24 protein-coding genes and 1 pseudogene are annotated in these 25,184 nt (G+C 62.3%); 17 read left to right on the top strand and 8 right to left on the bottom strand.

Annotation, left to right across the window (positions count from 1 at the left end; all coding sequences use genetic code 11):
- Positions 1–93 precede the first annotated feature (93 nt).
- The 3 genes and pseudogenes from topA (at position 94) to proC (ending at position 4,916) form a co-directional block, all read left to right on the top strand.
- Positions 94–2,836 (top strand): annotated as a pseudogene (topA, locus tag C501_RS12865) (type I DNA topoisomerase).
- Between the two features lie 143 nt (positions 2,837–2,979).
- Positions 2,980–3,795, top strand: a complete 816-nt coding sequence (locus C501_RS0107950) for a sugar phosphate isomerase/epimerase family protein (RefSeq protein ID WP_018135099.1) — start codon at positions 2,980–2,982, stop codon at positions 3,793–3,795.
- A 284-nt stretch (positions 3,796–4,079) separates the two neighbouring features.
- The gene (gene proC, locus C501_RS0107945) at positions 4,080–4,916 is read left to right on the top strand and encodes a pyrroline-5-carboxylate reductase (protein WP_026174743.1); all 837 of its coding nucleotides are present in this window, start codon (positions 4,080–4,082) and stop codon (positions 4,914–4,916) included.
- A gap of 11 nt (positions 4,917–4,927) precedes the next feature.
- Here proC and C501_RS0107940 read toward each other — a convergent pair whose 3' ends face one another.
- Both C501_RS0107940 and C501_RS0107935 read right to left on the bottom strand, forming a co-directional pair.
- Entirely contained in the window at positions 4,928–5,566 is a 639-nt protein-coding gene (locus C501_RS0107940; RefSeq protein ID WP_026174742.1) for a potassium channel family protein, read from the bottom strand.
- Positions 5,567–5,615: 49 nt separating this feature from the next.
- A complete protein-coding gene (locus tag C501_RS0107935) occupies positions 5,616–7,025 on the bottom strand; it encodes a TrkH family potassium uptake protein (protein ID WP_018135096.1) in 1,410 nt (469 codons plus the stop codon).
- A gap of 154 nt (positions 7,026–7,179) precedes the next feature.
- Here C501_RS0107935 and C501_RS0107930 point away from each other — a divergent pair, with 154 nt between their 5' ends.
- From C501_RS0107930 to C501_RS14005, 5 genes are all read left to right on the top strand, one after another.
- Positions 7,180–8,418 carry an acetoin utilization protein AcuC gene (locus C501_RS0107930; RefSeq protein WP_018135095.1) on the top strand — a complete coding sequence of 413 codons (1,239 nt, stop codon included), beginning with the start codon at positions 7,180–7,182 and terminating at the stop codon, positions 8,416–8,418.
- 88 nt (positions 8,419–8,506) lie between these two features.
- Entirely contained in the window at positions 8,507–8,974 is a 468-nt protein-coding gene (locus C501_RS0107925) for an ArsR/SmtB family transcription factor (protein ID WP_018135094.1), read from the top strand.
- A 143-nt stretch (positions 8,975–9,117) separates the two neighbouring features.
- Entirely contained in the window at positions 9,118–11,925 is a 2,808-nt protein-coding gene (locus tag C501_RS0107920) for a LuxR family transcriptional regulator (RefSeq protein ID WP_083906579.1), read from the top strand.
- Between the two features lie 443 nt (positions 11,926–12,368).
- Positions 12,369–12,581 carry a helix-turn-helix domain-containing protein gene (locus tag C501_RS0107910; protein WP_018135091.1) on the top strand — a complete coding sequence of 71 codons (213 nt, stop codon included), beginning with the start codon at positions 12,369–12,371 and terminating at the stop codon, positions 12,579–12,581.
- Between the two features lie 91 nt (positions 12,582–12,672).
- Positions 12,673–12,771 carry a 30S ribosomal protein bS22 gene (locus C501_RS14005; RefSeq protein ID WP_003792170.1) on the top strand — a complete coding sequence of 33 codons (99 nt, stop codon included), beginning with the start codon at positions 12,673–12,675 and terminating at the stop codon, positions 12,769–12,771.
- Between the two features lie 67 nt (positions 12,772–12,838).
- On the opposite strand, the gene C501_RS0107905 is transcribed toward C501_RS14005, so the two are convergent.
- Positions 12,839–13,651 carry an HAD family hydrolase gene (locus C501_RS0107905; RefSeq protein ID WP_018135090.1) on the bottom strand — a complete coding sequence of 271 codons (813 nt, stop codon included), beginning with the start codon at positions 13,649–13,651 and terminating at the stop codon, positions 12,839–12,841.
- A 102-nt stretch (positions 13,652–13,753) separates the two neighbouring features.
- On the opposite strand from C501_RS0107905, the gene C501_RS0107900 reads away from it, so the two are divergent.
- Both C501_RS0107900 and C501_RS0107895 read left to right on the top strand, forming a co-directional pair.
- Positions 13,754–14,017 (top strand): glutaredoxin family protein, encoded by a 264-nt coding sequence (locus tag C501_RS0107900; protein ID WP_018135089.1) that lies wholly within the window; start codon positions 13,754–13,756, stop codon positions 14,015–14,017.
- Between the two features lie 63 nt (positions 14,018–14,080).
- On the top strand, positions 14,081–14,761 hold the full coding sequence (locus C501_RS0107895) for a redox-sensing transcriptional repressor Rex (RefSeq protein ID WP_018135088.1): 681 nt from the start codon (positions 14,081–14,083) through the stop codon (positions 14,759–14,761).
- A gap of 25 nt (positions 14,762–14,786) precedes the next feature.
- On the opposite strand, the gene C501_RS0107890 is transcribed toward C501_RS0107895, so the two are convergent.
- Positions 14,787–15,455, bottom strand: a complete 669-nt coding sequence (locus C501_RS0107890) for a hypothetical protein (RefSeq protein ID WP_156807690.1) — start codon at positions 15,453–15,455, stop codon at positions 14,787–14,789.
- Positions 15,456–15,547: 92 nt separating this feature from the next.
- Here C501_RS0107890 and C501_RS0107885 point away from each other — a divergent pair, with 92 nt between their 5' ends.
- The 6 genes from C501_RS0107885 (at position 15,548) to C501_RS0107860 (ending at position 21,099) form a co-directional block, all read left to right on the top strand.
- Positions 15,548–16,210 carry a histidine phosphatase family protein gene (locus tag C501_RS0107885; RefSeq protein WP_026174741.1) on the top strand — a complete coding sequence of 221 codons (663 nt, stop codon included), beginning with the start codon at positions 15,548–15,550 and terminating at the stop codon, positions 16,208–16,210.
- Between the two features lie 193 nt (positions 16,211–16,403).
- The gene (locus C501_RS0107880) at positions 16,404–17,039 is read left to right on the top strand and encodes a TlpA family protein disulfide reductase (RefSeq protein ID WP_018135085.1); all 636 of its coding nucleotides are present in this window, start codon (positions 16,404–16,406) and stop codon (positions 17,037–17,039) included.
- Entirely contained in the window at positions 17,036–17,785 is a 750-nt protein-coding gene (locus C501_RS0107875) for a cytochrome c biogenesis CcdA family protein (protein WP_018135084.1), read from the top strand. The genes C501_RS0107880 and C501_RS0107875 overlap by 4 nt, the downstream gene beginning before the upstream one ends.
- A gap of 37 nt (positions 17,786–17,822) precedes the next feature.
- Entirely contained in the window at positions 17,823–19,589 is a 1,767-nt protein-coding gene (gene resB / locus C501_RS0107870) for a cytochrome c biogenesis protein ResB (RefSeq protein ID WP_018135083.1), read from the top strand.
- A 5-nt stretch (positions 19,590–19,594) separates the two neighbouring features.
- Positions 19,595–20,704, top strand: coding sequence for a c-type cytochrome biogenesis protein CcsB (gene ccsB / locus C501_RS0107865; RefSeq protein WP_018135082.1), 1,110 nt, complete (start codon positions 19,595–19,597; stop codon positions 20,702–20,704).
- A 188-nt stretch (positions 20,705–20,892) separates the two neighbouring features.
- Positions 20,893–21,099 (top strand): GyrI-like domain-containing protein, encoded by a 207-nt coding sequence (locus tag C501_RS0107860; protein ID WP_156807689.1) that lies wholly within the window; start codon positions 20,893–20,895, stop codon positions 21,097–21,099.
- Positions 21,100–21,133: 34 nt separating this feature from the next.
- Here the strand turns inward: C501_RS0107860 and C501_RS12860 are convergent, their stop codons facing one another.
- Positions 21,134–21,484: a PLD nuclease N-terminal domain-containing protein gene (locus C501_RS12860; protein WP_043568583.1), complete on the bottom strand. Its 351-nt coding sequence runs from the start codon at positions 21,482–21,484 to the stop codon at positions 21,134–21,136.
- 89 nt (positions 21,485–21,573) lie between these two features.
- On the opposite strand from C501_RS12860, the gene C501_RS0107850 reads away from it, so the two are divergent.
- Positions 21,574–21,897: a DUF4229 domain-containing protein gene (locus C501_RS0107850; protein WP_018135079.1), complete on the top strand. Its 324-nt coding sequence runs from the start codon at positions 21,574–21,576 to the stop codon at positions 21,895–21,897.
- On the opposite strand, the gene C501_RS0107845 is transcribed toward C501_RS0107850, so the two are convergent.
- The 3 genes from C501_RS0107845 to C501_RS0107835 all read right to left on the bottom strand — a co-directional run bounded on the left by C501_RS0107845 (position 21,861) and on the right by C501_RS0107835 (position 25,016).
- The gene (locus tag C501_RS0107845; protein WP_018135078.1) at positions 21,861–22,691 is read right to left on the bottom strand and encodes a 1,4-dihydroxy-2-naphthoate polyprenyltransferase; all 831 of its coding nucleotides are present in this window, start codon (positions 22,689–22,691) and stop codon (positions 21,861–21,863) included. The genes C501_RS0107850 and C501_RS0107845 overlap by 37 nt on opposite strands.
- A 129-nt stretch (positions 22,692–22,820) precedes the next feature.
- Positions 22,821–24,014, bottom strand: coding sequence for an AMP-binding protein (locus C501_RS0107840; protein ID WP_018135077.1), 1,194 nt, complete (start codon positions 24,012–24,014; stop codon positions 22,821–22,823).
- 42 nt (positions 24,015–24,056) lie between these two features.
- The gene (locus tag C501_RS0107835; RefSeq protein ID WP_018135076.1) at positions 24,057–25,016 is read right to left on the bottom strand and encodes a 1,4-dihydroxy-2-naphthoyl-CoA synthase; all 960 of its coding nucleotides are present in this window, start codon (positions 25,014–25,016) and stop codon (positions 24,057–24,059) included.
- Positions 25,017–25,184 lie beyond the last annotated feature (168 nt).

The raw sequence follows: 25,184 nt of genomic DNA, 5'->3' as shown, positions 1-25,184 counted from the left end.
GGCGAGATCGGCAAGATCATCGAGCAGGATCACGGTCTGGGGGCAGCCGGATCGCTTGTGCAGAACAGCGAAGTTGACAGCGGTAGGAGCACCGTGCCCAAAAAGGCAGCACAGAACAAGACCGGCAGAAAGCTGGTCATCGTCGAATCCCCGGCTAAAGGCAAGACCATCGCCGGGTATCTTGGCCTGGGCTTCGAGGTAGAAGCCTCATACGGTCATATCCGGGATCTGCCGCAGCCCTCGGACCTGCCGGTCGAACTGAAGAAGGGCCCCGTGGGCAAGTTCGCGGTGGATCTAGAGAACAATTTCGAACCGTATTACGTGGTGCCATCCGACAAGAAGAAACGCGTCAGCGAGCTCAAAGCCGCGCTCAAAGACGCCGATGAGCTCTACCTCGCCACCGACGGTGACCGCGAAGGCGAGGCGATCGCCTGGCACCTGCTCGAGGTACTCAAGCCCAAAGTCCCGGTCTACCGCCTGACCTTCCCGGAGATCACCAAGGAAGCCATCCAGCGCGCCATGGGCGAGCTGCGCGATGTGGACATGACCCTGGTGGATGCCCAGGAGACCAGGCGGGTCCTGGACCGGCTCTACGGCTACGAGATCTCCCCCGTGCTCTGGCGAAAAGTCTCCCGGGGTCTTTCTGCCGGCCGAGTGCAGTCCGTGGCTACCCGGCTGGTCGTCGAGCGGGAACGCGAGCGGATGGCCTTCCGCTCCGCCTCCTACTGGGATCTGCTCGGCGAATTCTTCCCTGCGGGCCAGTCTGAGTCCTCCGCTTTCACCGCGAAACTGGTGAGCGTCGATGGCGCTCGGGTGGCTTCTGGCCGGGATTTCGACGACACCGGTGCACTCGTCAGCAAGAGCGCCAATGTGGTGCAGCTGGATGAGGTCCGTGCAACCGCGCTCGCAACCGCACTCGATGACGCTGCGTTCACCGTGCGCTCGGTGGAGCAGAAGCCGTACACCCGTCGCCCCGCGGCGCCGTTCACCACATCGACTCTGCAGCAGGAAGCGGCGCGTAAGCTGCGTTTCTCCTCCCGGACCACCATGCGGGTGGCGCAGAGCCTGTACGAGAACGGCTACATCACGTATATGCGTACCGACTCCACCGCGCTGAGCGAGCAGGCCGTCAGCGCCGCCCGGCGCCAGGCTGCCGAGCTGTACGACCCCTCCTACGTGCCCGATGCGCCCAGGATCTATGCCAGCAAGACCAAGAACGCTCAAGAGGCTCACGAGGCGATCCGGCCCTCCGGAGACTCATTCCGGATCCCGGCCCAGGTGGCCAAGTCCCTGAGTTCTGACGAGTTCAAACTCTACGAGTTGATCTGGAAGCGCACGGTCGCCTCGCAGATGGCCGATGCCAAAGGCTCCACGGCATCGATCCGGCTCGGAGCGGTCTCCGCCCCGGTAGCCGGAGGCGCCCGTCAGGATGCGGAGTTCGCCGCATCGGGTACCGTGATCACGTTCCAGGGCTTCCTCGCCGCCTACGAAGAGGGCCGGGACGAAGCGCGCAACAAGGACGATGCCGACGGCGCCGTCGGCCACCGGCTGCCCAAGCTGGCGGAAAAGGATGAAGTCTCGGCGCGCGCCATCGAGGCGCAGGGCCACGAGACCTCTCCGCCCCCGCGATTCACCGAGGCTTCTCTGGTCAAGCTCCTCGAGGAGCGTGGTATCGGCCGGCCGTCAACCTATGCTGCGACGATCTCCACCATCATGGACCGCGGTTATGTCTCCCAGCGCGGTTCTGCGCTGGTGCCCAGCTGGGTCGCGTTCTCCGTGGTGCGCCTCCTGGAGGAGCATTTCGAGGACTATGTCGATTACGACTTCACCGCGGAGATGGAAGAGGATCTAGACCGGATTGCCCGGGGCGAGGAGACCGGCCCCAACTGGTTGGGCCGCTTCTACTTCGGCGCCGATGACGGCTCCGGTCTGCTGCCGATCGTCAATAATCTGGGCGAGATCGATGCCCGGGAGATCAATTCGATCCCCATCGCCGAGGGCATTGTGCTCCGGGTCGGTAAGTTCGGCCCCTATCTGGAGAAGCCCGTCCCCGCTGATGCTCCAGAAGGGACGGAGCCTGAGCGGGCCAACGTTCCCCAGGATCTCGCTCCGGATGAGTTGACCGCGGAGAAGGCGCTGGAGATCATGAACACCGCCGCTCCGGAAGAACGGGCGCTTGGTACCGATCCGGAAACGGGCAGGGCGATCGTGGCGAAGAACGGCCGGTACGGCCCTTACGTCACCGAGGTCATCCCTGAGCCGACGGCGGAGGAACTCGCGAATCAGCCGGTGGAGTACTACAAGAACGGCAAGCCGAAGCCGCCTAAGAAGCCGGCCAAGGTCAAACCGCGCACCGGTTCCCTGTTCAAGTCCATGGACCTGGAGACGGTGAGCCTGGAGCAGGCACTGCAGCTCATGTCCTTACCGCGGGTCCTCGGTCAAGATGCCGAAGGCCAGGAGATCACGGTCCAGAACGGGCGGTTCGGCCCCTATCTGAAGAAGGGGACGGACTCCCGCTCGCTGGCCTCCGAGGAAGAGATCTTCACGGTCACCCTGGAGCAGGCGCTGGAGATCTACGCGCAACCCAAGCAGCGCGGGGCCCGGGCAGCGGCTGCGCCGCTCGCGGAGTTCGGCGAGGATCCGGTCTCGGGGAAGAAGATCGTCGTCAAGGACGGCCGCTTTGGCCCGTATATCACGGACGGGGAAACGAATATCACGGTACCCCGGGCCACTTCGGTGGAGGAGCTCACCCGGGAGAAGGCGGTCGAGTTGTTGGCCGAGAAACGCGCGCGGTCCCGTGAAGCGCGGAACCCGTAAGAAAACCGCTAAGCGCTAGCATGTTCCTCTCGCGTGAGTGGTCGGCTTTGGCGGCTCAGAGCCATTCTGAGCCGCCAAAGCCGACCACTCAGCGGGGTGCTCTGCGGGGCGTAGGATCGTGTTCTCAGCTCGCGCTCAACGAGACTCTGGCAAGATAGGACCGTGCCCGAGCAAAGACAGATCCCAGTCGCGCTGTCCAGCACTTCGGTATACCCGCTGACCGTTCACGATGCCTTCGCGGTAGCGCAGGACCTCGGCTACGACGGCCTGGAAGTGATGGTCACGAATAACACCACCAGCCAGGATCCGCAGGCCTTAGGGGAGCTCTCAGAGCGTTATGGGATACCGGTGCTCGCGGTGCACGCGCCCACTCTGCTGCTGACTCAGCAGGTCTGGGGTAGCGCATGGAACAAGATCGAGCGCTCGGTGGAGATGGCAGCCGAGCTTGGTGCCGAGGTCGTGGTCGCCCACCCACCCTTCCGTTGGCAGAACGATTATGCCGAGAGCTTTGCCATGGGCATCCGTGATCTGACCGCCTCCACCGGCATCCGGATCGCCGTGGAGAACATGTACCCTTGGCGAGTCCGTGGCCGGGAGGCTAAGGCCTATCTGCCGCACTGGAATCCGATACCGCTGGACTATCCGGATGTCACCTGGGATCTTTCGCATGCGGCGACGGCCGGGATGCCATCGCTCGATGCGGTGCAGGCCCTCGGTGGCCGCCTGCGGCATGTGCACCTCACCGATGGCAGCGGATCCAACCGGGATGAGCATCTGCTGCCGGGCCAGGGCCAGCAGCAGGCCGACGCCGTGCTCGAATACCTTGCAGGGTCCGGGTACGAGGGCGCGGTGGTGGTGGAGATCTCGACGCGCAGGGCCAAAGCGGTGGGGGAGCGCGAACAATGGCTAGGGGAGTGCCTGCGCTTCGCCAGGAAGCATCTGGATCAGCCTGTGCCTGAGCCGCATAGCGTCCAATAACTCCAAATAGCTGAGCCGAATCGAGCGGAACCGCAAAGAAGCACCGGGGCCATGCTGAAATTTGGGGGAAACCAGCATGCTCCCGGTGCTTCTTCGCTAATCAGCAAGCTGATCAGTTCACCATCACTCGCACCTCGAAAGGTAATTCCCACTTTAGTAGTTGAAGCTTATGGCGGCCTGCTCGCCAGCTGGGTGTTTCCTGGCAAAGGATCCGGCATCCCGCCGGGGCGCAAGCAAGAGCGACCGGGCCTGAAATAACCGGCGATAAGTGGCATCATGGCCTCATGATCTCCCGTATCGCTTTCTTAGGTTGTGGCTCTATGGGCGAGGCCATTCTCGCCGGTTTCCTGGCCAAGTCCCTGGTGGACCCATCTGCGGTGATCGCCACCGTACGCAGCCCCGAGCGGGCTGTGGAACTCGCTGAGCGTTACGGCGTCGTGGCGATGGCGACTTCCGAGGAGGCAGAGGCTAATACGCTTGCGGTGACTGGCGCCGATGTCGTATTGCTGGGAGTCAAACCCGCCCAGATCGTTCCGCTCTGCGAGCAGATCAGCCCCGCCCTTTCCGCTGGTGCGGTCGTCATCAGCGTTGCAGCTGCGGTCTCCTTGGCGCAGCTGGAAGCCGCGCTACCAGAAGACCAGCCGGTGGTCCGCAGCATGCCCAACACGCCTTTGATGGTTGGCAGGGGCGTTGTCGCGCTTTCCCCCGGAGCCTCGGTGAGTGCTGAGCAGGCCGAGCTGGCTCAGGCGGTCTTCGCCGGCTCCGGCTTGGTCCTCGAGGTGCCGGAAACGCAGATGTCCGCGATCGGCGCTATCAGCGGTTCAGGGCCCGCTTACATCTTCTACGTCGCCGAAGCGATGGCGGCGGCGGCGCAGGAACTCGGCCTTGAAGCGCAGACCGCTCAGCAGCTCGCCGCGGAGACAGCGGCCGGCGCAGGGCTGATGCTGGCTCAAGATGGAGCCGATCCCGCGGCTCTCCGGAAAGCGGTGACGAGTCCCAATGGAACCACAGAACGGGCCATTGCCACCTTCACACAGCAGGGTCTTCCCGCAGTGATCCTTGCTGGTGCCCGTGCTGCTGCGGAGCGCTCTGAGGAGATGACCCAGGAGCTCAGCGATTAGTCAGCTGTTCGTCAGGGGCGGGAGGCGAAGCGCTCCAGTAAGTCGACATGTCCGGAGACGATGAGCATATCTCGTGAAGACACCTTGGTATCCGGCTGAGCGTAGGTGAAGTCCTCGCCGGGGGATTTCACGCCGACCACGGTGACTCCGTATTTGGAGCGAACTTTGGATTCCGCCAGAGTGAAGCCCTGGGTCTCTTTGGGTGGATGCATCTTGACGATCGCGAAATCGTCATCGAATTCAATGAAGTCGAGCATCCGGCCGGAGACCAGGTGCGCTGTCCGCACCCCGGCATCCGCCTCCGGGTAGATCACGTGATTTGCGCCGATCCGGGTCAGGATCTTGCCGTGCGACGGCGTGATTGCCTTGACCCATAGGTGCGGCACGTTCAGGTCCACCAGGTTCACGGTGATCAGAACGCTGGATTCGATTGAAGTGCCGACGCCCACCACGGCGGAGCTGAAGTCCTGTGCACCGAGTTGTTTTAGGGCGTCGAGATTGGTTGCATCGGCTTCTACGACATGGGTCAGCGTGCCCGCCCATTTCTGAACCAGGGCCGGATCGCGTTCCACGGCCAGCACTTCACGGCCTTGCCGGACCAGCTGCTCAGCGGTTGCGGAGCCAAACCTACCCAGACCCACCACGAGCACCGGGGTGTTATGGGCCGGCCGATGCAAGGTGTTCTCGTGCTGCGGTTTCTCAGCCAATGATGGGCCTCTCTTCTGGGTATCGGAACAGTTGCCGACGTTGTCTTAATGCCAACGCCGCAGCCAGCGTAATCGTGCCCACACGGCCGGCGAACATGAGTGCAGAGAGCACATAAACGCCGGCTGGCGGCAGTTCGGAACTCAGCCCGGTGCTCAGTCCGCAGGTGGCGAAGGCGGAGATCACTTCGAAGAGCACCCGGTTCAAGGGTGCATCCGAGATCATCAATATCGCCCCCGTAGCGACCATGACGAGGGTGGCACCCATCATGATCACGGAGATCGCTACCCGCATGACGCCTTGCGGGATCGTGCGCCCGTAGGCTTTGACATCGTTATCGCCCCGGGCTTCTGCGACGATCGCCAGGAACATCACCGCCAGGGTGGTCACTTTGATACCACCCGCGGTGGAGGCGGAGCCGCCGCCCGCGAACATCAGGGCGTTGGTGAACAGCTGGGACACCGGGGAGATATCGTTCATGTCGACCAGGTTGAAGCCGCCGGAACGGGTCATGATCGAGGCGAAGAGCGATTGCAGGATTTTCTCCCCGCTGCCCATCTCGCCGAAACTTCTGGAGTTGTTCCACTCGAAGATCGCGAAGCCCACGGCGCCTACCAGGACCAGAATCAGCGAGACGTGGATCGTCAGCTTGGTGTGCAGGTTCCAGCGCGAGAACCGGAAGCCGCTGCTGCGCAGCACCATGATCACCGGGAAACCCAAAGAGCCTAGGAAGACCCCCGCCATGAGCGGCCCCAGAACCCACAGATCGTCTTGATAGGACATCAGCCCGTCTGCGTGCGGGGTGAAGCCTGCGTTGTTGAAGGATGAGATTGCGTAGAAGACCGCGTGCCAGGTCGCCGGCCAGAAGGCTTCGCCCAGAGTCATGAACCGGAACGCTAGGATCACAGCCAGGACGAGCTCTACCGCGACCGAGGTGGTGATGACGATGCGCAGCAGTGTGCCGACTTCGCCGAGGCGCCCTGCGTTAGTGGCTTCCTGGGCGATCAACCGGCCCCGAAGGCCCAGACGCTTCGAGACGGTCAGTGCCATCAGCGATGCCAGCGTCAGGATGCCCAGGCCGCCGATGAAGATCGCCACCAAAATGACGACCTGCCCGAAGAACGACCAGTAGACAGCGGTGGAGACGACGGTCAGCCCGGTGACGCACACTGCGGATACCGCAGTGAACAGGGCGTCGTGAAAAGGGGTCGGCTCGCCCGAGGCGGAAGCTATGGGCAGGGTGAGCAACGTCGTGAAGGCCATGATGACCAGCGCGAAGACGATCAAGGCGAGCCTGGCCGGGGATGAGCTGGCCACCGAGTCGATGAAGTCCCGGATCGCCATGATGAAGCCGAAGCGGCCGCGCTCAGGGCGCGGACGCCAGGAGGCAGTATTCTTCGTCATGGTGCTCCGGTCGCAGCGTTCGGCTAGTTTTACTCACTTCTGGGCTGAATGCCTGGATGTAGTTAACCACTTTTCTCCTGGTTTCTCTGTTTTCTGCGTTTTATGCGCTTCTGAAGCTCTTCTGCAGGAAGTTCGTCGCGTAGCCTTGCTTAGGATGACGGATACTAATTCCTCGCGGGCTTCGACTGGCTCCTCCTCCGGGCCGGCCAGTGCTCCGACGTGCGTAATCTGGGACGAGTCACTGACCGCCTATGATTTCGGACCGGATCATCCGATGGCGTCGGCCCGGCTTTCACTGACCGCGGGCCTCGCCGAGGCTCTGGGGCTTCTGGAGCGCCCCGGGGTTCGTCTTGCGGAGCCCTTCGTCGCGAGCGATGCCCAGCTGGGCACGGTGCATGAACCCGAGTACATCCAGGCCGTCCAGGCGGCGAGCAGTGTATTGGAGCCGCTGACCCTGCAGGAGCGAGGGCTTGGCACGGAGGATGATCCGGTTTTCCCCGGAATGCATGAGGCCAGCGCCAGGCTTGTGGGCGGTTCTCTGCGAGCGGTATCGGCGATGCTGGACGGCACCGCTGTGCGCGGGGTGAACTTCGCCGGGGGCATGCACCATGCGCATGCGGCGAGGGCCAGCGGCTTCTGCATCTACAACGATGCTGCAGTCGCCATACAGGCGCTGCTGGATGGTGGGGTCCAGCGAGTGGCCTATATCGATATCGACGCCCACCACGGTGATGGAACGCAGGATATCTTCTACGATGATCCCCGCGTGCTCACGGTCTCATTGCATGAGAGCGGCCTCACGCTCTTCCCTGGAACCGGTTTCGCCGATGAGACCGGCGGCCCCGGAGTCGAGGGCACCGCGGTGAATATCGCTCTGCCCGCATACAGCGGTGACGGCGGGTGGCTGCGTGCCTTTCACGCCGTGGTTCCTCAGGTGGTACGCGCCTTCGGCCCGGAGGTCATCGTTTCCCAGCACGGCTGTGATTCGCACCGCGAGGATCCGCTCACCCACTTGAGCACCAGCGTCGATGCGCAGCGAGAAGCCGCCTTGACCATCGCCGGGCTGGCACAGGAGCTGTGCGAGGGGCGCTGGCTGGCGCTCGGCGGAGGCGGTTACGATGTCACCTCAGCGGTGCCTAGGATCTGGTCGCATCTGATCGCGGTGGTCAGCGGAAAGCCGGTACCGCTGCGCACCGAGGTGCCGCAGGTCTGGCGGGACAAATTGCGCATCGGATTTGGCACCGATGGCCCTGCGTTGATGGGCGATGATGTCGATCTCTGGTGGCGCTCCTGGGAGACCGGTTATAACCCGGCCGATGCGGTGGACAGAGTGATTCTGGCGACTCGCAAAGCGGTTTTCCCGCTGCATGGGCTGGATCCCTGGTTGGACTGATCAGGTGTTCGCGGCGATCGGCGATCAGAGCACGGGCCGCAGGCATGGGGTATGCCGATGGGGGGTATACGTCGCTAGGGTATGAGACATGGTTAACCAGGATGTTTTCGCTGTGCTTGCCGAGCCTACCCGGCGGGAGATCTTGACCCTTCTGCGTCGCGGCGACCTTTCGGTGGGGGAGCTCGTCGATGGAGTCGGCACGAGTCAGCCCACGGTATCCAAGCACCTCAAAGTGCTCCGGGAAGCGGGCTTGGTGACGATGCGCGCGGAAGGTCAGCGGCGTTTCTACTCGATTGAACACGAGCCGCTGCTGACGGCTCGTCAGTGGTTCGACGATGTCGCAGACCCCGGACCGGAATCCGAGCCCAGGGTTCTGCCTGGAGCGAAAGCGCAGGAGTCGCGGCTTGATCATAGAGAAGCCGATGCTGAACAGGACGGCGAAAGCGTGTCACAGCAGATTGGTCGCAGCGTTGGCCGTGCAGCCACTAAGGCGGCGGACCTTTTCGCCAATCTTCCTAAGTTCGGTCGACGTAAAGATCACGGATCGCCCTCCTGACCGGAATCCTGCTCATAATCCCAGCACACCGGCCGAACATATGCCAGAATCTTGCTAAGCCAGGGAATGGATGGTGTTTCAAAAATAGGGGTTATTGAGTCCTTCCCAGTGGGGTTAGAGGTCAAAGGCCTAGGGGAGCTTTGATGGTTAGCGAGCGAGAACGCGAGATGCATCGCGTCAGGGAGGTCTTCGGGGGAAGCAGAGAGGCGATACTCGTGGTCAGTGCGGCAGCTGGCCTGGGGAAGACCTATCTGCTTGAGGAGGCTGCTGCGTCTTTTCCTGACGCCATTTTGGTGCGCGCTAATCCCGCAGAGACGGAATGGCGCTATTCGGGGATCTCAGCAGTGTTGGCAGCTCTAGGACATACCGAAACATTCTGGCCTTCAGCAGTTCAGCGCCGAGATAGCGAAGACGATTTCCTGGTGGCGCAGGAACTCTTGCGTCGGGTGGTCGACTTCGGGCTGTCCCCGCGCCTGGTCGTGATCGACGATGCCGATCGCATGGACCTCGGGAGCCAGGCAGTGCTCGGCTTCCTGGCACGACGGCTTCGCGGCACCGGGCTGAATCTGCTACTCAGCGTCGAGGAGAACCTTAGTTGTGGGCCTTTCCAGGCGCTGCCAGAGCTCGCGCTTCAGATGCTGACGCTGAGACAGAGCCTTGCGGTGGCTCAGGACATGGCCAAGCCGGGTACCGTTCCCTCGGTCTTGCAGATCATCTCCGCGATCTCCAGCGGCAATCCTGCTTATCTGCGGGAGGGGCTCGAAGCGCTTTCCGAGGGTGAACGCAAGGGTCGTGATCCGCTCTCCTATCCGGCGCACTTCGGTCATCGCGCTGCGCGGGAAACCGAACGCTTCTTCCAGGGGCTTTCCGAAGAGGCTCAGGAGGTCATGCTGCTGGTCAGTACCGCTCCGGTGCATCTGGAGCGGGCGCTCCGGGACATCCTGGGCGAGAAGCAGCACGCTCTGGAGAACCTAATCCACGACCGGGTTCTAATGCGCACCGGGGATTCCCTGCGGGTCCAGCAGGCGGTTTTCCGCTGCATGCTGTACCTATCCTTGGATACCTCTAAGCGGCAGGAATTGCACGCAGCGCTTGCAGAAGCTCATCACAATCACGGTTCTCTGCTGGAACAGTGGCACGCCTCTTTTCTGTTCGGAGTGGGCCGAAATTCGGGGGCTATGATCAGAACTGCCACCGAGCTAGTCAGCCGGGGCGATGGGTTGCTGGGTACCGCTTATGTGGATAGAGCGATCATACTCGCCCGTTCTGAACGGGAGAATGTCACCGAGACGCTCTGCGATCTCGCCCGAGCGATGGTAGAAATGGGCGAGCTTAACCATGCCGAATACTATCTGCGCTGGGCTCTGGATTTCTCCGTTGCTGAGCACGACCGTGTTCGTATCGCGCTGGAGCGGCTCCGGATCAGCTTCTTCTCCAGATTCGAACTGAATAGTCGAGAAGTCTCCAGCCTGGTCCGCTTGAGCAAGGACGGCAGCCCGGAACTCAATATGCAGTTGCTGTGTTTGCTCGTGTTCTTACATGTCGAGTCCTGGGAAGTTGATCAGGCTAAGCGCCTGCTGGGCAAGGCGGCTTCGCTGCTAGGCGATGTCGGCCCGGTGCACGCGGAGATCTACTCGCATGCACGCAGCTTGCTGTCTGCGATCGAGGGCGATCCACTGCCTGCGCTCGAAGTCTTCGAGAAGCTGATGGTGGAGAACCTGAGCACTTTCGATGTTTCGATCCTGACTCGGGTGGGCAGGATGCTGACCTATGCGGAGTATTACGATCAGGCCCGGACGGTTTTCGAGACTATTCTGCGACTTTCCCCGGAGCCGGCGCCGCTCCGGCTGGAGACGACCCGGGCTATGCAGGCCCAGAACGAGATCCGGGCGGGGCAGTTCAGCCGGGCGATGGAGATCATCGAAAGCCTGCATGCGACACCGGATGTGCAGCAGCTGCATCTGGTCTTCACCGAATACCTCCGTAGTTGGTACTGGCTGGCAAAAAACGATCTAACTGCGGCAGAACCGCATATCGACAGAGTTCTGCGCGGCAGCGTGGGTGGCAGGACGCCGGGGAACGCCATCCGGATCGCCTTGCTACGCGGCCATGCCGCACTGGCTCGGGGAGATTACGAAGAGGCCCTGCGCTATCTGAACCGGGTGCACGGTTCCCGGGGGGCCCGGTATAACCCTCTATTCCTCCGCTACGAGGCGGATCTGATCGAGGCGCTCGTGGCGCTCGACCGGCTCAACGAAGGCCGCAAAGTCCTCGCTGATCTGGAAGATCGAGTTCGCCGCTATCCCTCTAACTGGGGTTCGGTGGTGGTGGCCCGCTGCCGTGCGATGCTGGCGGAGGGGCAGCTGTCGCTTGAGCTGTATCGACAGGCGGTGCGCGTGGCCCGAGCGGTGGGCACTGATTACGAGTATGGGCGCACACTGTCGAATTACGGTGACCGGTTGCGGCAGCTCGGCTATGTGACCCAGGGCGAGAAAGAGCAGCTCAAGGCACTGACGCTTTTCGAGGAGATCGGGGCGAGCCCCTGGCCGACTCTTGATGGCCGGCAGGTGCCGGTTATGGACCGCCGCCGCATGGATCCCCGGCAGAATCAGCGCAGTGGGCAGGTTCGCCAGATCTTCCGGGGAAATGCCGGGGGTGCTGTGCTGGTTGATCTGCCAGGGGGTTCCGGCGCGGAGGAGGTGCCCGGTGAACTGGTCCAGGAGAGTGTCGACCTAGAGGAGATCCAGCTGACCGAGGAGCTGACCGCTGCCGAGCGGCAAGTGGTGACTCAGGTTTTGCAGGGTCGCAGGAACAAAGAGATCGCCGAACTGTTGGGATTGTCACTGCGGGCTATTGAGACTCGGCTGACCAATGTCTACAAGAAGACCGGGGCGCAGTCTCGGACCCGGCTGGTCGCGATGCTCAACGAAGCGGTGAAGAACGCCGGCTGATGCCAATGGTCGGTAGGATGCTGAACGTCATCCAGACTGTGGTGATTGCCGCCGGTCATGGATGGGGCGGCACGCATGATGCGTGCCGCCCCATCGCTCTCGTAGTCCGGTTTTAAAAGACTTCCTCGCCCCCAAAGCTCATGCCCAGGAAGGCTTTTTACGCAAGAGCACCGATATCTGATGATTCTGCGCGTCCCAGACTGCCGAGTTTTAACTTATAGTCGCTGGACTTGAATAATATGCACATACTTTGTGGTTAACCACGGATAGCCACAAAAATTTTCTCTGAGGATTTTGAGACGGGGGTACGCAAACATCACCAGCAGGATCCTATAAAGGGCACAGGTTGTGTAAAGTGAGAGAGAAGGTTTCGACGGCTGAATCCTGCACTTTCCGATTCGCCTCTTAGCTCGATGATCTAGCTTAAGGATGAAGGACGAAGGATGACCGAAGGCACTGATTTCTCGAAGGTGCGTTTTCTGACCGTGGCGGAGGTCGCGGAGGTCATGCGGGTGTCCAAGATGACGGTGTACCGTCTAGTGCACTCCGGGGAGCTCCCCGCCGTACAGTTTGGGCGCTCCTACCGGGTGCCGGAGAACGCCGTGAAGGAGCATCTGCGCAGTGTCGGCCTCGACGGTTCGGCTTACAGTGCGTGAAGGCTGTAGTCTAGTTACATCTAAATCGGTCAATTCGTAGAGATGTCCTGGCCTCGTGCAATGGCGGAGCCAGTAAGTTTGTGAGGACTTTGTGGGTTCAGTAATCAAAAAGCGGCGTAAGCGGATGGCGAAGAAGAAGCATCGGAAGCTGCTTCGCAAGACCCGGCACCAGCGCCGCAATAAGAAGTAATCCTGTCCAGGAAATAGGACATAGGACTGAGAAAGCCCGTCACCACGGTTGGTGGCGGGCTTTCTGTCTAACTTTTTCGGAACCGGCTGAAGCCTCGCCACATTCCGTAGACCGCCCCAGCCAATGTGGCTACCCGCAGGCCGAATGTGGCGGCGCGACGGCCCGAGCGGAAATCGTACACCGGCCAGTTCTGGTCCCGGGCGTGCTTGCGCAGTTTGGCATCCGGGTTGATCGCCACCGGGTGCCCTACGAGGGAGAGTAGCGGGATATCGTTATGCGAATCGCTGTAAGCCCAGCACTGTTCCAGGTCCAGGTGCTCCCGAGCCGCCAGCTCCCGCACCGCCTGGGCTTTCGCCGGCCCGTGGAGCACCTCGCCCACCAATCGGCCGGTATACGCGCCGTCCTCAACCTCGCAGACGGTTCCCAAAGCTCCGGTCAGGCTGAGCCGTTGAGCGATGACTTTTGCTACTTCGACCGGTGTGGCGGTGACTAACCATACCCGGCGCCGAACCCGTAGGTGTTGGTCGGCGAGGGCTTTCGCGCCCGGCCAGATCTTCGAGGCGATCATTTCGTCGTAGACTTCTTCGCCCACTTCTTCAACGAATTCAGTGCGGATTCCCGCCGCCAGTGAAAGCGCGGAGTTTTGGATCGAGCGTATATCTTCGAGATCCTCACCGCGCAGGATAAACATGGTCTGTTTCCAGGCGAAGCCAAGGGCCTGGCGCATCGTGAAAGCCTGTTTCTGATACATCTTCCTGGCGACGTGGAAGAGGCTGGCACCACGCATCAAAGTATTGTCGACGTCGAAGAAGGCGGCTTCCCCGGGTAGTCCTAGGCTGACCGGAGGCTGGCCAGCATCAGTGGGACTGTCGGTGGGCATACTCCGATTCTAGACAGAACCTGTGCTCTCTGAGGCGGTGCCCCGCCGCTGAACCGCAGCAGACCGTTCAGGATCGGCTGCCAGTATCCTAGGCTGGTGGCTATGACCGAACCCGCGCTCACTCTCATCGTCGCCGCCGATTGCTCGCTGTGCGTTGCGGCCAGAGAGACCGCGGTCGCTGTGGCTGCCGAATTCGGCGAGCACGTCATCGAACGTTCACTCGATGCCGAGCCGGAGCTGCGAGCCCGGTTCGCCGAGGAAGTGCCAGTGTTGCTCATCGACGGAACACCGAGGGATTTCTGGCGGTTGGATCCGGTGCGCCTGCGGCGGCTGCTCACCGAACGCGCGGCCCTGAAGGCGCGGTAACATCAAGGGTGCTGGGCGGCATTGAGTAAGCCTGGGGTAAGCAGAGCAAGGAAAGGGGCTACGGTGTCAGGGTCGGAGCAGACCTCAGATAACCTTGGGGCGCTTCCTCTGGATAGCGCGGCCCGAGGAATCCCCGCTGCCGCGGTTGCGCGCCTGGCGCTCTACCTGCGCAGCCTCAACTCACTGCTCGCCCAAGGTGCTGAGCGCATTTCCTCCGAGACCCTCGCCGAAGCCGCGGGCGCGAGCTCCAGCAATGTCCGCAAAGATCTCTCATACATTGGCTCGCATGGCACGCGGGGCGTTGGTTACGATGTGCGTTACCTGGCCCGGCAGATTGAGATCGCCCTCGGCCTCACCGAGGAATGGCGAGTGGCGATCATCGGTGCGGGCAATCTGGGTAAAGCCCTCGCCCGGTACGGCGGATTCGAATCGCGCGGCTTCGAGGTCGTTGCGGTGCTGGACTCGGATCAGCTGGTGATCGGCCGGGAGATCGGCTGGTTGCGGGTCTGCGATATCGCGGATCTGGCCGGGGTTTTGGAGCGGACTCGGGCTAATATGGTGGTCCTGGCGATTCCTGCTGAAGCCGCTCAGAAGATCAGCGATCAGGTCGTGGCCGCTGGAGTGCGCAGTATTCTGAGTTTCGCTCCGGTGGCGCTGCAAGTGCCCGCTGACGTCGAAGTACGCAAAGTGGATATGGCGACTGAACTTCAGATCCTGGCATACCGGAGTCGGGCCAGGCAATAAGGAGTCAGCAGGAGCCTCTGCGGATTTACCGGCGCTGGGTGAAGTAGCCCCGGTTCTGGGGCAGCCAGCAGTAGACCATAGCCATAATGCCCAGACCCACCGGAATCACGCTGGCCAGGCCGCCGAGCATAAGGATGGAGAGCGCTGCGAGCACGGTCCCGGTGATCCTGGCCCAATTGCGCCCCGCCTGGATCTTGATCGCGATCCAGAAATAGCAGGCGGCCATCAGGAGCAGCAAGATCAGCGTGAACACGATGAGCGCCTGGACGAAGCCGTCATCGATGATGACATTCGATTCGGGGAGCATGGCAGAAGCAGCATCGAGTTGCTGACGCAGCTGATCCCGGTTGAAGAGTGGGATGACTCCCAGGATCAGCTGGAAAGCGCCCGCGATCATGATGAGAATCGACGCCAACCGGACCTGTTGCGGCATGTCGGGGCGCTGAGTCGGGGAATCCCAGCCGGACACTGACCCCTGCTGCTGGCTCGGGCCCTGAGTCGGGCCTTGCTGATACTGACCTTGCTGATAATGGCCCTGCTGGTTCTGCGGCTGCTGCCATTGCTGCGGCGCATACTGGCCATAACGCGGCACGCCGGGTGCGATCTCCGGATAAGAGCTTGACCGCGTCGGTCCGGAAGAACTCGACTGTTCTGGCTCCCCGGAGGGATCGGGCTGTGGCGTTTCCTGGCTCATAGAGCTCAATCCTAGCCGCATCTGGCCGCATTCCCGTTGCCGGGCGAAGGGGTGGATTACCCGTTCTCAGCATCGCCTGAGAGACTGAAGCTATGCCAAAGGTAACCGTTCATCTGCTGCGTCACGGTGAGGTTTTCAATCCGGGGGGGGTCCTTTACGGGAGATTGCCGAAATTCCATCTCTCGGACCGCGGCGTGTCAATGGCTGTGCTGGCTGCAGAACATTTCCGGGCCATGGCCGATGACGGCGCTGAATTCGGCTACCTGGCGGCCTCGCCGTTATCCAGGGCGCAGGAGACCGCGCAGCCGACGGCAACGGCTCTGGATCTTGAGATCCGCACTGATGATCGCCTTCTCGAAGCGGAGAATTTCTTCGAAGGGAGCAAAGTGACCCCGGCTGCTCTTTTACGGCCGGAGAACATGCTGCGCCTCTACAATCCGTTCCGGCCGTCCTGGGGCGAACCGTATGCGGAGCAGGTGAAGCGGATGCGGCAGGCTGTCGATTCGGCGAGGCGTCAGGCCTTCGAAGCCGTGGGGGATGGTGCTCATGCGATTCTTGTAAGCCACCAGCTGCCGATCTGGATTCTCCGGCTGAGCGCTGAGGGCCGACGCCTCGCACATGATCCACGGCGGCGGCAGTGCTCCCTGGCTTCGGTGACCTCATTACGCTTTGAGAACGGCCGGCTGGTAGACGTCAGTTATCAGGAGCCGGCGGCATCGATGCTCTCTGGAAGCTCCGGGCCACCAGGAGCCTGAATCAATAGCAGATCTTTCATGGAGCCCATCGGAAGCTTGCCTTGGTCTCTGCTGTGAGTGCCCGCTGCTGGCTTGAGCTAGTGGAGCGCATCGACGACAATTGATTTTCGACACACTGTAGAAGTGAATTACGGCAGATCCGCCCGGTACGGCGGCTTCAAAGCCGCCACTGTATGACCTGACGGAGGATGCGATGGGCATGTACCGCCGCCGGACTTTTCTGACTGGAGCCTCGCTGGCGGCAGTAGCCGCTGTTGCCACTCTGAGCGGTTGCACCACTGATGACCCCCTAGCGGATCAGGCCAGGGCCGGCGATAACAAGAACTACATTGCGGGGGACGGTTCGGTAAGTGAATATGCCGAGGGGCAGCGCAGCGAACCTCTGACCTTCTCGGGCACCTTGCTGGACGGCACACAGGTCAGTGCGCAGGGTCTACGGGGCGAGGTCGCGGTATTGAATTTCTGGTATGCAGCCTGCGCCCCCTGCCGTGAAGAAGCCCCGGACTTGGAAGCCCTCTATCAGGAATTCAAGCCGCAGGGCGTCGAATTCTTCGGCGTGAACATCCGGGATGAGAAAGCCACCGCTGAGTCTTTCATCCGCAGTTTCAATTTGACCTTCCCCAGCTTCCTGGATAAGGATGGCGCGGTGTTACTTTCGGTGGCCTCGTTTGTGCCGCCCGCTGCGGTTCCGACCACACTCGTGCTGGATCGGGAGGGCCGCGTGGCCTCAAGGATCCTCGGGCTCGCTGAAAAATCGACGCTACGGGCTCTTATCGCCTCAGCGGTGGGCGACGGGCAGCCGCCGGCTTCGGAGCCTGCCGCATCGTGAACAATCCCTTTGCCGAGATCATCCAGAACGGATCGATCCTCCTGGCTCTGCCGGTAGCGCTGCTGGCTGGGCTGTTCTCCTTCCTCTCACCGTGTGTGCTCCCGCTGGTGCCTGGATACCTCGGCTACGTCACCGGTCTAACCGGTGTTGACCTCGAAAAGCAGCGTCGGGGCCGGATGCTGCTGGGCATTTCCCTTTTCGTCCTGGGCTTCACCGTCGTCTTCGTACTGCTCGGTGCCGCCCTTGGCACTATCGGTGCCTGGCTATCGCTCAACTCCGCCTGGATAACCCAGGTGCTGGGTGTTTTGGTGATCATCTTGGGCATCGTCTTCCTGGGCGGATTCTCCTTCTTCCAGCGCGAGGCCAGGGTCAGGATGACGGCACCCACTGGGCTCTGGGGCGCCCCGCTGCTAGGGGTGACTTTCGGCCTGGGGTGGGTGCCGTGTATCGGCCCCACCCTCGCCGCGGTGCAGGCGCTTTCCTATTCCGGGGGGACCAGCGCATCCAAGGGGGCGCTGCTGACTTTCGTCTACTCGCTCGGGCTGGGCCTGCCCTTCCTGGCGATTGCTCTGGGCTTCCGGCGGGGAATGGGCGCTTTGGAGATGATTCGTAAGCACCGTCTGACGATTCAGCGGATTGGCGGCTGGATGCTGATCGGCCTGGGCGTGCTGATGGTCACCGGAATCTGGAACGTATGGATCGCTCAGCTTCAGGGCTGGGTCAGCACGGTGAGGTTGCCGATCTGAAATGGGAATGGACCCGGAAATGAGAGGGACACCGCCGATGCCGAAGAAGCACGGGCAGTCCACGCCGACGGCTCAGGAAGAGCTGCCGGAAGAGGAAGAGTCTGAGCAGGGTAAGGATCAGGACCGTACGAAGGTGGTGTTGCCGCGGCTCGGGCTCCTCGGCATGCTGCGCTGGGCGTGGGCCCAGCTCACCTCGATGCGCACTGCGTTGTTCCTGCTGCTGCTCATCGCGGTGGCAGCGGTGCCGGGATCGCTCTTCCCGCAGCGCATCCAGGGCGCCGCGGCGGTCACGCAATACATCAGTGCTCGGCCTGGCGTCGGTGAGGTGATGGACTGGTTCGGCCTCTTCGATGTCTATACCTCGCCCTGGTTCTCCGCTATCTACCTACTGCTGTTCGTCTCCCTCGTAGGCTGCGTGATTCCCCGCGCCCGGCAGCACTGGAAGGCTATGCGGGCCAAGCTGCCGCGGACTCCGCGCAGACTGTCCCGACTACCCGAGTACGGTACTTTGCAGATTCCTGCGGGCGGCCAGTGGAACGCGGAGAGCGCCGTGGAGCGTGCCGCGCAGGTTCTGCGCAAGCGCGGCTACCGGGTAGCGGTGCATCAGGGCGAGCGCCCCAGCGTCGGTGCCGAGCGCGGCTTCCTCAAGGAAATCGGCAACCTGATGTTTCACATCTCGTTGATCGGCGTGCTCGTCGCGGTGGCCCTGAGTGGTATGTTCGGCTATTCCGGGCAGCGGATCATCGTCACTGGGAACACCTTCGTGAACACCTTGGTCGGCTACGACACCTTCAACCCCGGAACCAATTTCAATGCGGACTGGTTGCAGCCCTATTCGCTGCGGCTCGATAAATTCACCGTCCAGTTCGATCGCAGCCTTACCACTGGCCGAGTGCAGCCCCTGGACTTCAATGCCGAACTGACCGTGCGGGACTCCGCGGATGCAGCCCCCGAAGGAAAGACCCTGCGAGTCAATGAGCCGCTGGCCATGGGCAATACCGATATCTTCCTGCTGGGCAACGGCTACGCACCGCATTTCACGGTGCGGGACGCCGAAGGGAATATCGCGTTCTCCGATTGGGTCGTCGGCAAGCTCGCCTCAGCGGACTACACCTCTTCGTTGACCATCAAGGTTCCGGATGCTGCCCCTGAGCAGCTGGGCTTCTCCGGGCTGCTGCTGCCCACTGCGATCAAAGACCCTCAGGGCGTCGACATCAACCGTGATCCGGATCCGGCTAATCCGCTCGTGTTGCTCAACTCCTACGTGGGCGACTTGGGGCTCAATGATGGTCAGCCGCAGAACGTTTTCGTCCTGGACACCGCCAATATGAGGACGCTCAATGACCGCTCGTTGCCCACCGGCGGCATCAGCCTGTCCCTCGGCCAGACCTACGATCTGCCCGAGGGCAAAGGGTCCATCACCTTCGACAATCTGACCCGTTATATCGGCGTGGAGGTCCGCGCCAATGGCGGCCAGGCGTGGATCCTCGGTTTCGTTATGGTGGCTTTCGTCGGGCTCCTCGGCTCCTTGTTCTTGGCCCGGCGCCGGGCCTGGGTGCGGACCGGAACCCACCCCGATGGCAGAGTGATGGTCGAATACGGCTTGTTGGCTCGAGGTGAGGATTACCGCCTGGCCTCGGAGAGCAAGGCACTGCGCGCCGACCTGATCAAAGCCTGGGATATTCCGGACACCCAGGAGGGCGGTGTCGCGGAAACGGACCGGGAGCAGGACAATGTAAATGGAAAAGACCGCGACGACCAGGAACCGGGCCAGCGCAGGTCCGATGATACGGCGGAAGGCTGAATAAGATGCCGGAGATCAACCCCCTACTAGGCGAGTACAGCGATCTATTTATGCTGCTCGCCGCACTGACCTACGCGGTAGCCTTCTGTGCCTTCACTTGGGATCTCGTGAAGTCCAGCCGCACCACCCGGGCCATCGAGAGCCGCGCACTAGCCTCGTCTCAGCAGCGCCAGGAAGAGGCAGTAGCCGCAGCGGCCAAGAAACCGCAGGCGAAAGCCGCCGCTGCAGGTGCTGAAAACGGTGCGAGCTCCCCCAACGGGACCACCGTCGACCTGGCTGAACGGCCCACAACCAGCAGTGCGCCGAAGACCTCCGAGATGATCGCCGATGACTCCATGCGCTATGGCGGCGAACGCCGTCCGGTAGCCCGGGTAGCCGTTGCGCTGACGATTCTCGCGGTGCTGCTGCATGGTGTTGGTGTACTCACCCGCGGCCTTGCTGCGGGCCGCGTGCCCTGGGGCAATATGTACGAATTCTGCACCACCGGCGGTTTCCTGGTGGTGGTGGTCTTCCTTTTGACCCTGATCCGGCGGGATCTGCGCTTCCTGGGAACTTTCGTGATCGGCCTGGTGCTCGTGATGCTCTTCGCCGCGGGCAGCGCTTTCTATGTCCCCGTGGGCCACCTGGTCCCCTCGCTGCAGAGCTACTGGCTGATCATCCACGTCTCCATCGCGGTGATCTCTTCAGCCTTGTTCACGCTGACCTTCGCGATGTCCATCCTGCAGCTGATCCAGTCCCGGCGGGAGATCAGACTCCTCAAGGGTGAGCCGGATAAGCTGCCGTTCATGCGCCTTGCGCCTTCTGCGCTGAGCCTGGAGAACCTCTCTTACCGACTCAACGCGGTGGGCTTCGTGGGCTGGACGCTGACCCTGATCTTCGGCGCGATCTGGGCAGAGAAAGCCTGGGGCCGTTACTGGGGCTGGGACACCAAAGAGGTCTGGACCTTCATCATCTGGGTGGTCTACGCGGGTTATCTGCACTCTCGGGCGACCCGCGGCTGGACCGGGACCAGGGCAGCCTGGTTGTCCATCGTGGGCTATGTCTGCGTGGTCTTCAACTTCACCATCGTGAACATCTACTTCGCAGGATTCCACTCCTACAGTGGACTCAACTAGGAGTTCCTGAGTAGAAGAGCTAAAAGCACCGGGGCCGCCGAGCAGATCTGCTCGGCGGCCCCGGTGCGTGGCCCTCGCACAGTCAGCACCCGGCTGAATGCGATCTCTGCGCAGATCTCAGAACCCTGCGGGAGTCTTCCGAGACTTCTATCGAGATGTGCCGAGAAACCGGCGATGGAGCCTTAGACGTGATCGGACTCCCGGAAGCACTGGCGGTCTGTGGGGTTTACCCGGGGCCGATGCCCCGGATCCGCGAAACCTGGCAGCAGCTGGATAAGTGGGCGCTGGAGAACGGGTGCCGTTGTGCCGAACGATGCCAGGAGTTCTACGTCGTTGTGGAATCGGCTGGCCAGCAGGACCAGGCCACCGAGCTGCAGCAGCTCGTGCCGCGCTGAGCCGTCGGGCCCACCGCCGCAGCTAATCCACTGATCAGGGCTTCTCGTCGCCGCCCAGTTTGCGCTCGCGCTCTTCGAGCTCTCTGCGCTTTTCTTCGAGCCGTTGCTCCTCGGCCTTCTGGCGGCGGTGGATCTCGAGGTTGCGCAGGAAATCGGGGTCGTCATCAGGTGCCACGGAGCGCGCGGGCCGAGCGGGGCCGGCTTGACGCCTCGGCCGGCCGAGGAAGAACCACAGCGCTGCGCCCACGGCAGGCAGCAGCACGATCAGCAGTATCCATGCTGGTTTGGGCAAGGTCCGGACGGATCCCCGTTCAGTGCGCAGACAATCGATCAGAGCGTAGATCGTCACACCGAGGATAACGAGAACCAATAGTACTCGAGGCATAACACAATTCTATCGACTCAGCTCAAAAGCCTCGAACGGGCCGGATGCCCGCTTACGCGAAGCACAGGCTGAGTGACTAAAATGGAGAAGTGGCTGTCTTAAAGTACACCCTGCTCCGGGTGGTTCTTCTTGTGCCCCTAGTGGTGCTGTTCTACTGGCTAGGCCTGGGCGTGGTGTTTTCCGTGATCGCGGCGACCCTGATTGCTTTCTGCCTGGCTTATCTCTTTTTCCGCCCTCAGCGTGATGCGGCGACAGCATCAATGCGCTCCGCTTTCTCCGCTAAAGGCAGCCAGCGCCGCGCTCAGCGTCTTGCTGAGCAGTCCTCCGTCGAGGACGCATTCGTGGAGCATAACCCGCAGGCCGGGATCGATGCCAGTCAGAAGCCCCGAGCCAATACCAGCGCCAATGAATAGAGCACGCTGAAGCCGAGGTTGATCACCCCGGTCTGCCGCAATACCGGGATGAGCGCCTTACGGGACCGGCCGGAGAGCATGATCCACGCAGGCTGGAGCGTCGCCGGAACGACCAGGATCACCAGCAGCACCCAGGGATGCGCGAAGGCCAGGACGAGAGGTAAGAGAATCGCCACTGCCAGCATCACCACATAGGCGAAACGCGCATTGCGATCGCCCAGCCGTACCGCCAGGGTGCGTTTGCCGACTTCGGCGTCATGGGGCAGATCCCGGACGTTATTGGCCATCAGCAGAGCCACGGCGATCAGCCCGGTGCTCACGGCTCCGATACCGGCTTCCCAGCTGAGCCGCCCGGCCTGGGTGAAAGTAGTGCCCAAGGTGGCGATCAGGCCGAAGAAGACGAAGACGAAAACGTCCCCCAGGCCTAGATAGCCGTAAGGATTTTTGCCCCCGGTATAGCCCCAGGCGGCGAGCACGCAGGCCAGTCCTACGAGCAGCAGCCACCAGGCCTGGGAGGCGATGATGAGGATCAGGCCGGCGAGCATGGCCACGGTGAAGCAGAGGAAAGCCGCGGCCCGCACCTGATGCGGTTGGGCTATGCCCGCGGCGGTCAGGCGGACCGGTCCGACTCGCTGATCATCAGTTCCGCGGATGCCATCCGAATAGTCATTCGCGTAGTTCACCCCGATCTGCAGGAAGAGCGCCACGAGAAGCGCCAGTAAGGCATTCAGGGGCTTGAAGCTGCCGAGGCCGTAAGCGGCTGCGGTTCCGATGAGCACCGGGGAGACTGCCATGGGCAGAGTGCGCAACCTCGCTCCCTGGAGCCATAGGCGTGCTGTGGGACCGTTTCCGCTCACTGATTCTGTCTCCTGCCTTGTTCTTTCTGCCATCTTAGGCGAACCCTCAGCAGAACCTGGTGTTGTTCACGGCTGGGCGTCCGGTCTCGACGAATGCGGCGGCAGCTCCTGGGCGAATTCTCCGTGGAGCGCATCGAGCACTGCCCGGCGGTCGGGTTTCCCGTTGGCTAGCAGCGGCATCTCGGCCACGAAGAGAAAGGCTTGGGGAACTTCATGAGCCGCCAGGAGCATACCAGCCTGCTGCCGCAGCCGCCGGGCTGCTTCAGCGCGGTCACGCGTGTCGGGTAAGCCCTCTGCCAACTGGACGGCAGCGACCACACGCTGGCCCCACTCCGGGTCCGGCACTGAACCGATGAACGCATCACCGACCTCGGGGAGCTTGCGCAGCATTCGGCCGACAGCCGCCGCGGAGACCTTGAGGCCGCCAGAGATGATCGTATCGTCGGCCCGTCCCAGTATCTGCAACTGCCCTTCTCGACTCTCCTCGCCCAGATCAGAGGTGCGGTACCAGCGAGTTCCGCCTTCGTCCTGGAAATCTTCGGCGGTCCGGGCAGGGTCGTCCAGGTAGCCTTCTGCGATCATGGCTCCGCCGAGCCAGACTCGGGGATCACCGGTATCGTCGGCCCGTATCTGCCAGAGAGCGCCCGGTAGGGGCCTGCCGTTATAGACGCAGCCCCCGCAGGTCTCTGCGCTGCCATAGGTGCGAATGACGCGCAGATCCTCGCCCTCGGTGCGGGAGAGCAGCTCGGGGTCCGTGGGGGCACCCCCCAGGAGGATCGCATCGAACCGCCTGAGCACTGCGCAAGCGGCAGAATCATTGAGGAGCCGCAGCAGCTGAGTGGGGACGAGCGAAGTGAACCGCAGCCGGCCAGTCAGTTTTTTCGCCGTTCGGGTGAAAGAGGCAGGGCTGAAGGATTCTCCGGGAAGCACCACCGGAGTGGTACCTGCGAAAATCGACCGGATGAGCACCTGAGCACCTGCGATATAACTCGTGGGCAGTGCGAGCAGCCACTGCCCCTCGCCCCCCAGAACGTGTGCGGTACCTTCGGCGGATGCGCGGAGTGCAGCGGCGCTGAGCATCACTTGTTTAGGAGCTCCCGTGGAGCCGGAGGTACTGACGATTAAGGCGATTCCGGCCGGCGCCTGCCGGAGCTCGGCACCAGCCGGGCTGATCCGGACGGCGGGGCCCGTGCCGCTGAGCGCGGCGGCGAGAGCTCCCGAGAGCTGTTCAGCTCGGATGGGCTGGGGAAGAGTGTTCATAGCTGATGCGCGTGGAGTCCATTGGATAGGAATCAGAGGTAATCAGAAGTAATAGGGAAAATCCTGCCAGTTCGGCGGCCGCTTCTCCAGGAAAGCGTCCCGCCCTTCTACGGCCTCATCGGTCATATAGGCCAGACGCGTCGCTTCTCCGGCGAAGACCTGCTGCCCGGCGAGGCCATCGTCGGCGAGGTTGAAGGCGAATTTGAGCATCCGGATGGCCTGTGGGGACTGCCGGGCGATATCCGCAGCGTATTCGAGCGCGACTTCTTCCAGCCGGGCATGATCGACGGCGGCGTTGACCGCACCTATGGCCACCATCTCCTCGGCAGAGTACTCCCGGGCCAGGAAGAAGATCTCTCGAGCCCGCTTCTGCCCTATCTGCCGCGCCAGCAATGCAGAACCGTAGCCGGCGTCGAAACTCCCGACGGTGGCATCGGTCTGCTTGAATTTCCCGTGCTGCTTCGAGGCCAGGGTGAGATCAGCGACCACGTGCAGCGAATGGCCGCCGCCAGCAGCCCAGCCGTTGACCACTGCGATCACCACTTTCGGCATCGTGCGGATGAGCCGTTGGACTTCGAGAATGTGCAAACGGCCGGCTCGTGCCGGGTCTATGCTCTCCCGGCTCTCACCAGTGGCGTAACGGTAGCCGTCCCGCCCTCGGATCCGCTGATCCCCGCCCGAGCAGAAGGAATGCCCGCCGTCTTTGGGGCTCGGGCCATTGCCGGTCAGCAGTACGGTGGCGACATCGGGAGTCATCCGGGCATGATCGAGAGCCCGGTAGAGCTCATCCACGGTGCCGGGGCGGAAGGCATTGCGGACTTCAGGCCGGTTGAAAGCGATCCGCACGGCGGGCAGATCCCTGCCGTGCTCGTGCTGCCGATGATACGTGAGGTCCTGGAATCCAAAGCCTTCAACGGGCCGCCAGCGGGAGGCGTCGAAAATATCTGAGACGGCGGAGCCACCTGGCGTACCGGGACTGCTTTCACTGCTGCTCTGGCTCATCAGCCCAGTTTATGCGAGTTGCCCGGCGCTCCGGCCGCGGACTGTTCAAGAGCCCGAGAATCAGTTACATTTTCTGCCAAGCGCCTGCTCAGCAGTCACTCGATGATGAGGTGCGCACCGTGCTGCAAAGATGAAGTCACGACGAGGGGGCGGAAACCGAGATGATCC

The sequence above is a fragment of the Acaricomes phytoseiuli DSM 14247 genome (genome assembly GCF_000376245.1).
Taxonomy (GTDB): domain Bacteria; phylum Actinomycetota; class Actinomycetes; order Actinomycetales; family Micrococcaceae; genus Renibacterium; species Renibacterium phytoseiuli.
The sequence above is the reverse complement of the archived record's forward strand: the minus strand, read 5'-3'. Positions and strand labels throughout refer to the sequence as shown.

Excerpts from the sequence above, each read along its gene's own strand:
- C501_RS0107935 (WP_018135096.1), bottom strand. The coding sequence starts at position 7,025 with ATGACGAAGAATACTGCCTCCTGGCGTCCGCGCCCTGAGCGCGGCCGC.
- C501_RS0107905 (WP_018135090.1), bottom strand. The coding sequence starts at position 13,651 with ATGCCCACCGACAGTCCCACTGATGCTGGCCAGCCTCCGGTCAGCCTA.
- resB (WP_018135083.1), top strand. The coding sequence starts at position 17,823 with ATGCCGAAGAAGCACGGGCAGTCCACGCCGACGGCTCAGGAAGAGCTG.
- C501_RS0107840 (WP_018135077.1), bottom strand. The coding sequence starts at position 24,014 with ATGAACACTCTTCCCCAGCCCATCCGAGCTGAACAGCTCTCGGGAGCT.
- proC (WP_026174743.1), top strand. The coding sequence starts at position 4,080 with ATGATCTCCCGTATCGCTTTCTTAGGTTGTGGCTCTATGGGCGAGGCC.
- C501_RS0107845 (WP_018135078.1), bottom strand. The coding sequence starts at position 22,691 with ATGGCAGTCTCCCCGGTGCTCATCGGAACCGCAGCCGCTTACGGCCTC.
- ccsB (WP_018135082.1), top strand. The coding sequence starts at position 19,595 with ATGCCGGAGATCAACCCCCTACTAGGCGAGTACAGCGATCTATTTATG.
- C501_RS0107900 (WP_018135089.1), top strand. The coding sequence starts at position 13,754 with ATGACCGAACCCGCGCTCACTCTCATCGTCGCCGCCGATTGCTCGCTG.
- C501_RS12860 (WP_043568583.1), bottom strand. The coding sequence starts at position 21,484 with ATGCCTCGAGTACTATTGGTTCTCGTTATCCTCGGTGTGACGATCTAC.
- C501_RS0107835 (WP_018135076.1), bottom strand. The coding sequence starts at position 25,016 with ATGAGCCAGAGCAGCAGTGAAAGCAGTCCCGGTACGCCAGGTGGCTCC.
- C501_RS0107890 (WP_156807690.1), bottom strand. The coding sequence starts at position 15,455 with ATGAGCCAGGAAACGCCACAGCCCGATCCCTCCGGGGAGCCAGAACAG.
- C501_RS0107925 (WP_018135094.1), top strand. The coding sequence starts at position 8,507 with ATGGTTAACCAGGATGTTTTCGCTGTGCTTGCCGAGCCTACCCGGCGG.
- C501_RS0107885 (WP_026174741.1), top strand. The coding sequence starts at position 15,548 with ATGCCAAAGGTAACCGTTCATCTGCTGCGTCACGGTGAGGTTTTCAAT.
- C501_RS0107880 (WP_018135085.1), top strand. The coding sequence starts at position 16,404 with ATGGGCATGTACCGCCGCCGGACTTTTCTGACTGGAGCCTCGCTGGCG.
- C501_RS0107930 (WP_018135095.1), top strand. The coding sequence starts at position 7,180 with ATGACGGATACTAATTCCTCGCGGGCTTCGACTGGCTCCTCCTCCGGG.
- C501_RS0107910 (WP_018135091.1), top strand. The coding sequence starts at position 12,369 with ATGACCGAAGGCACTGATTTCTCGAAGGTGCGTTTTCTGACCGTGGCG.
- C501_RS0107920 (WP_083906579.1), top strand. The coding sequence starts at position 9,118 with ATGGTTAGCGAGCGAGAACGCGAGATGCATCGCGTCAGGGAGGTCTTC.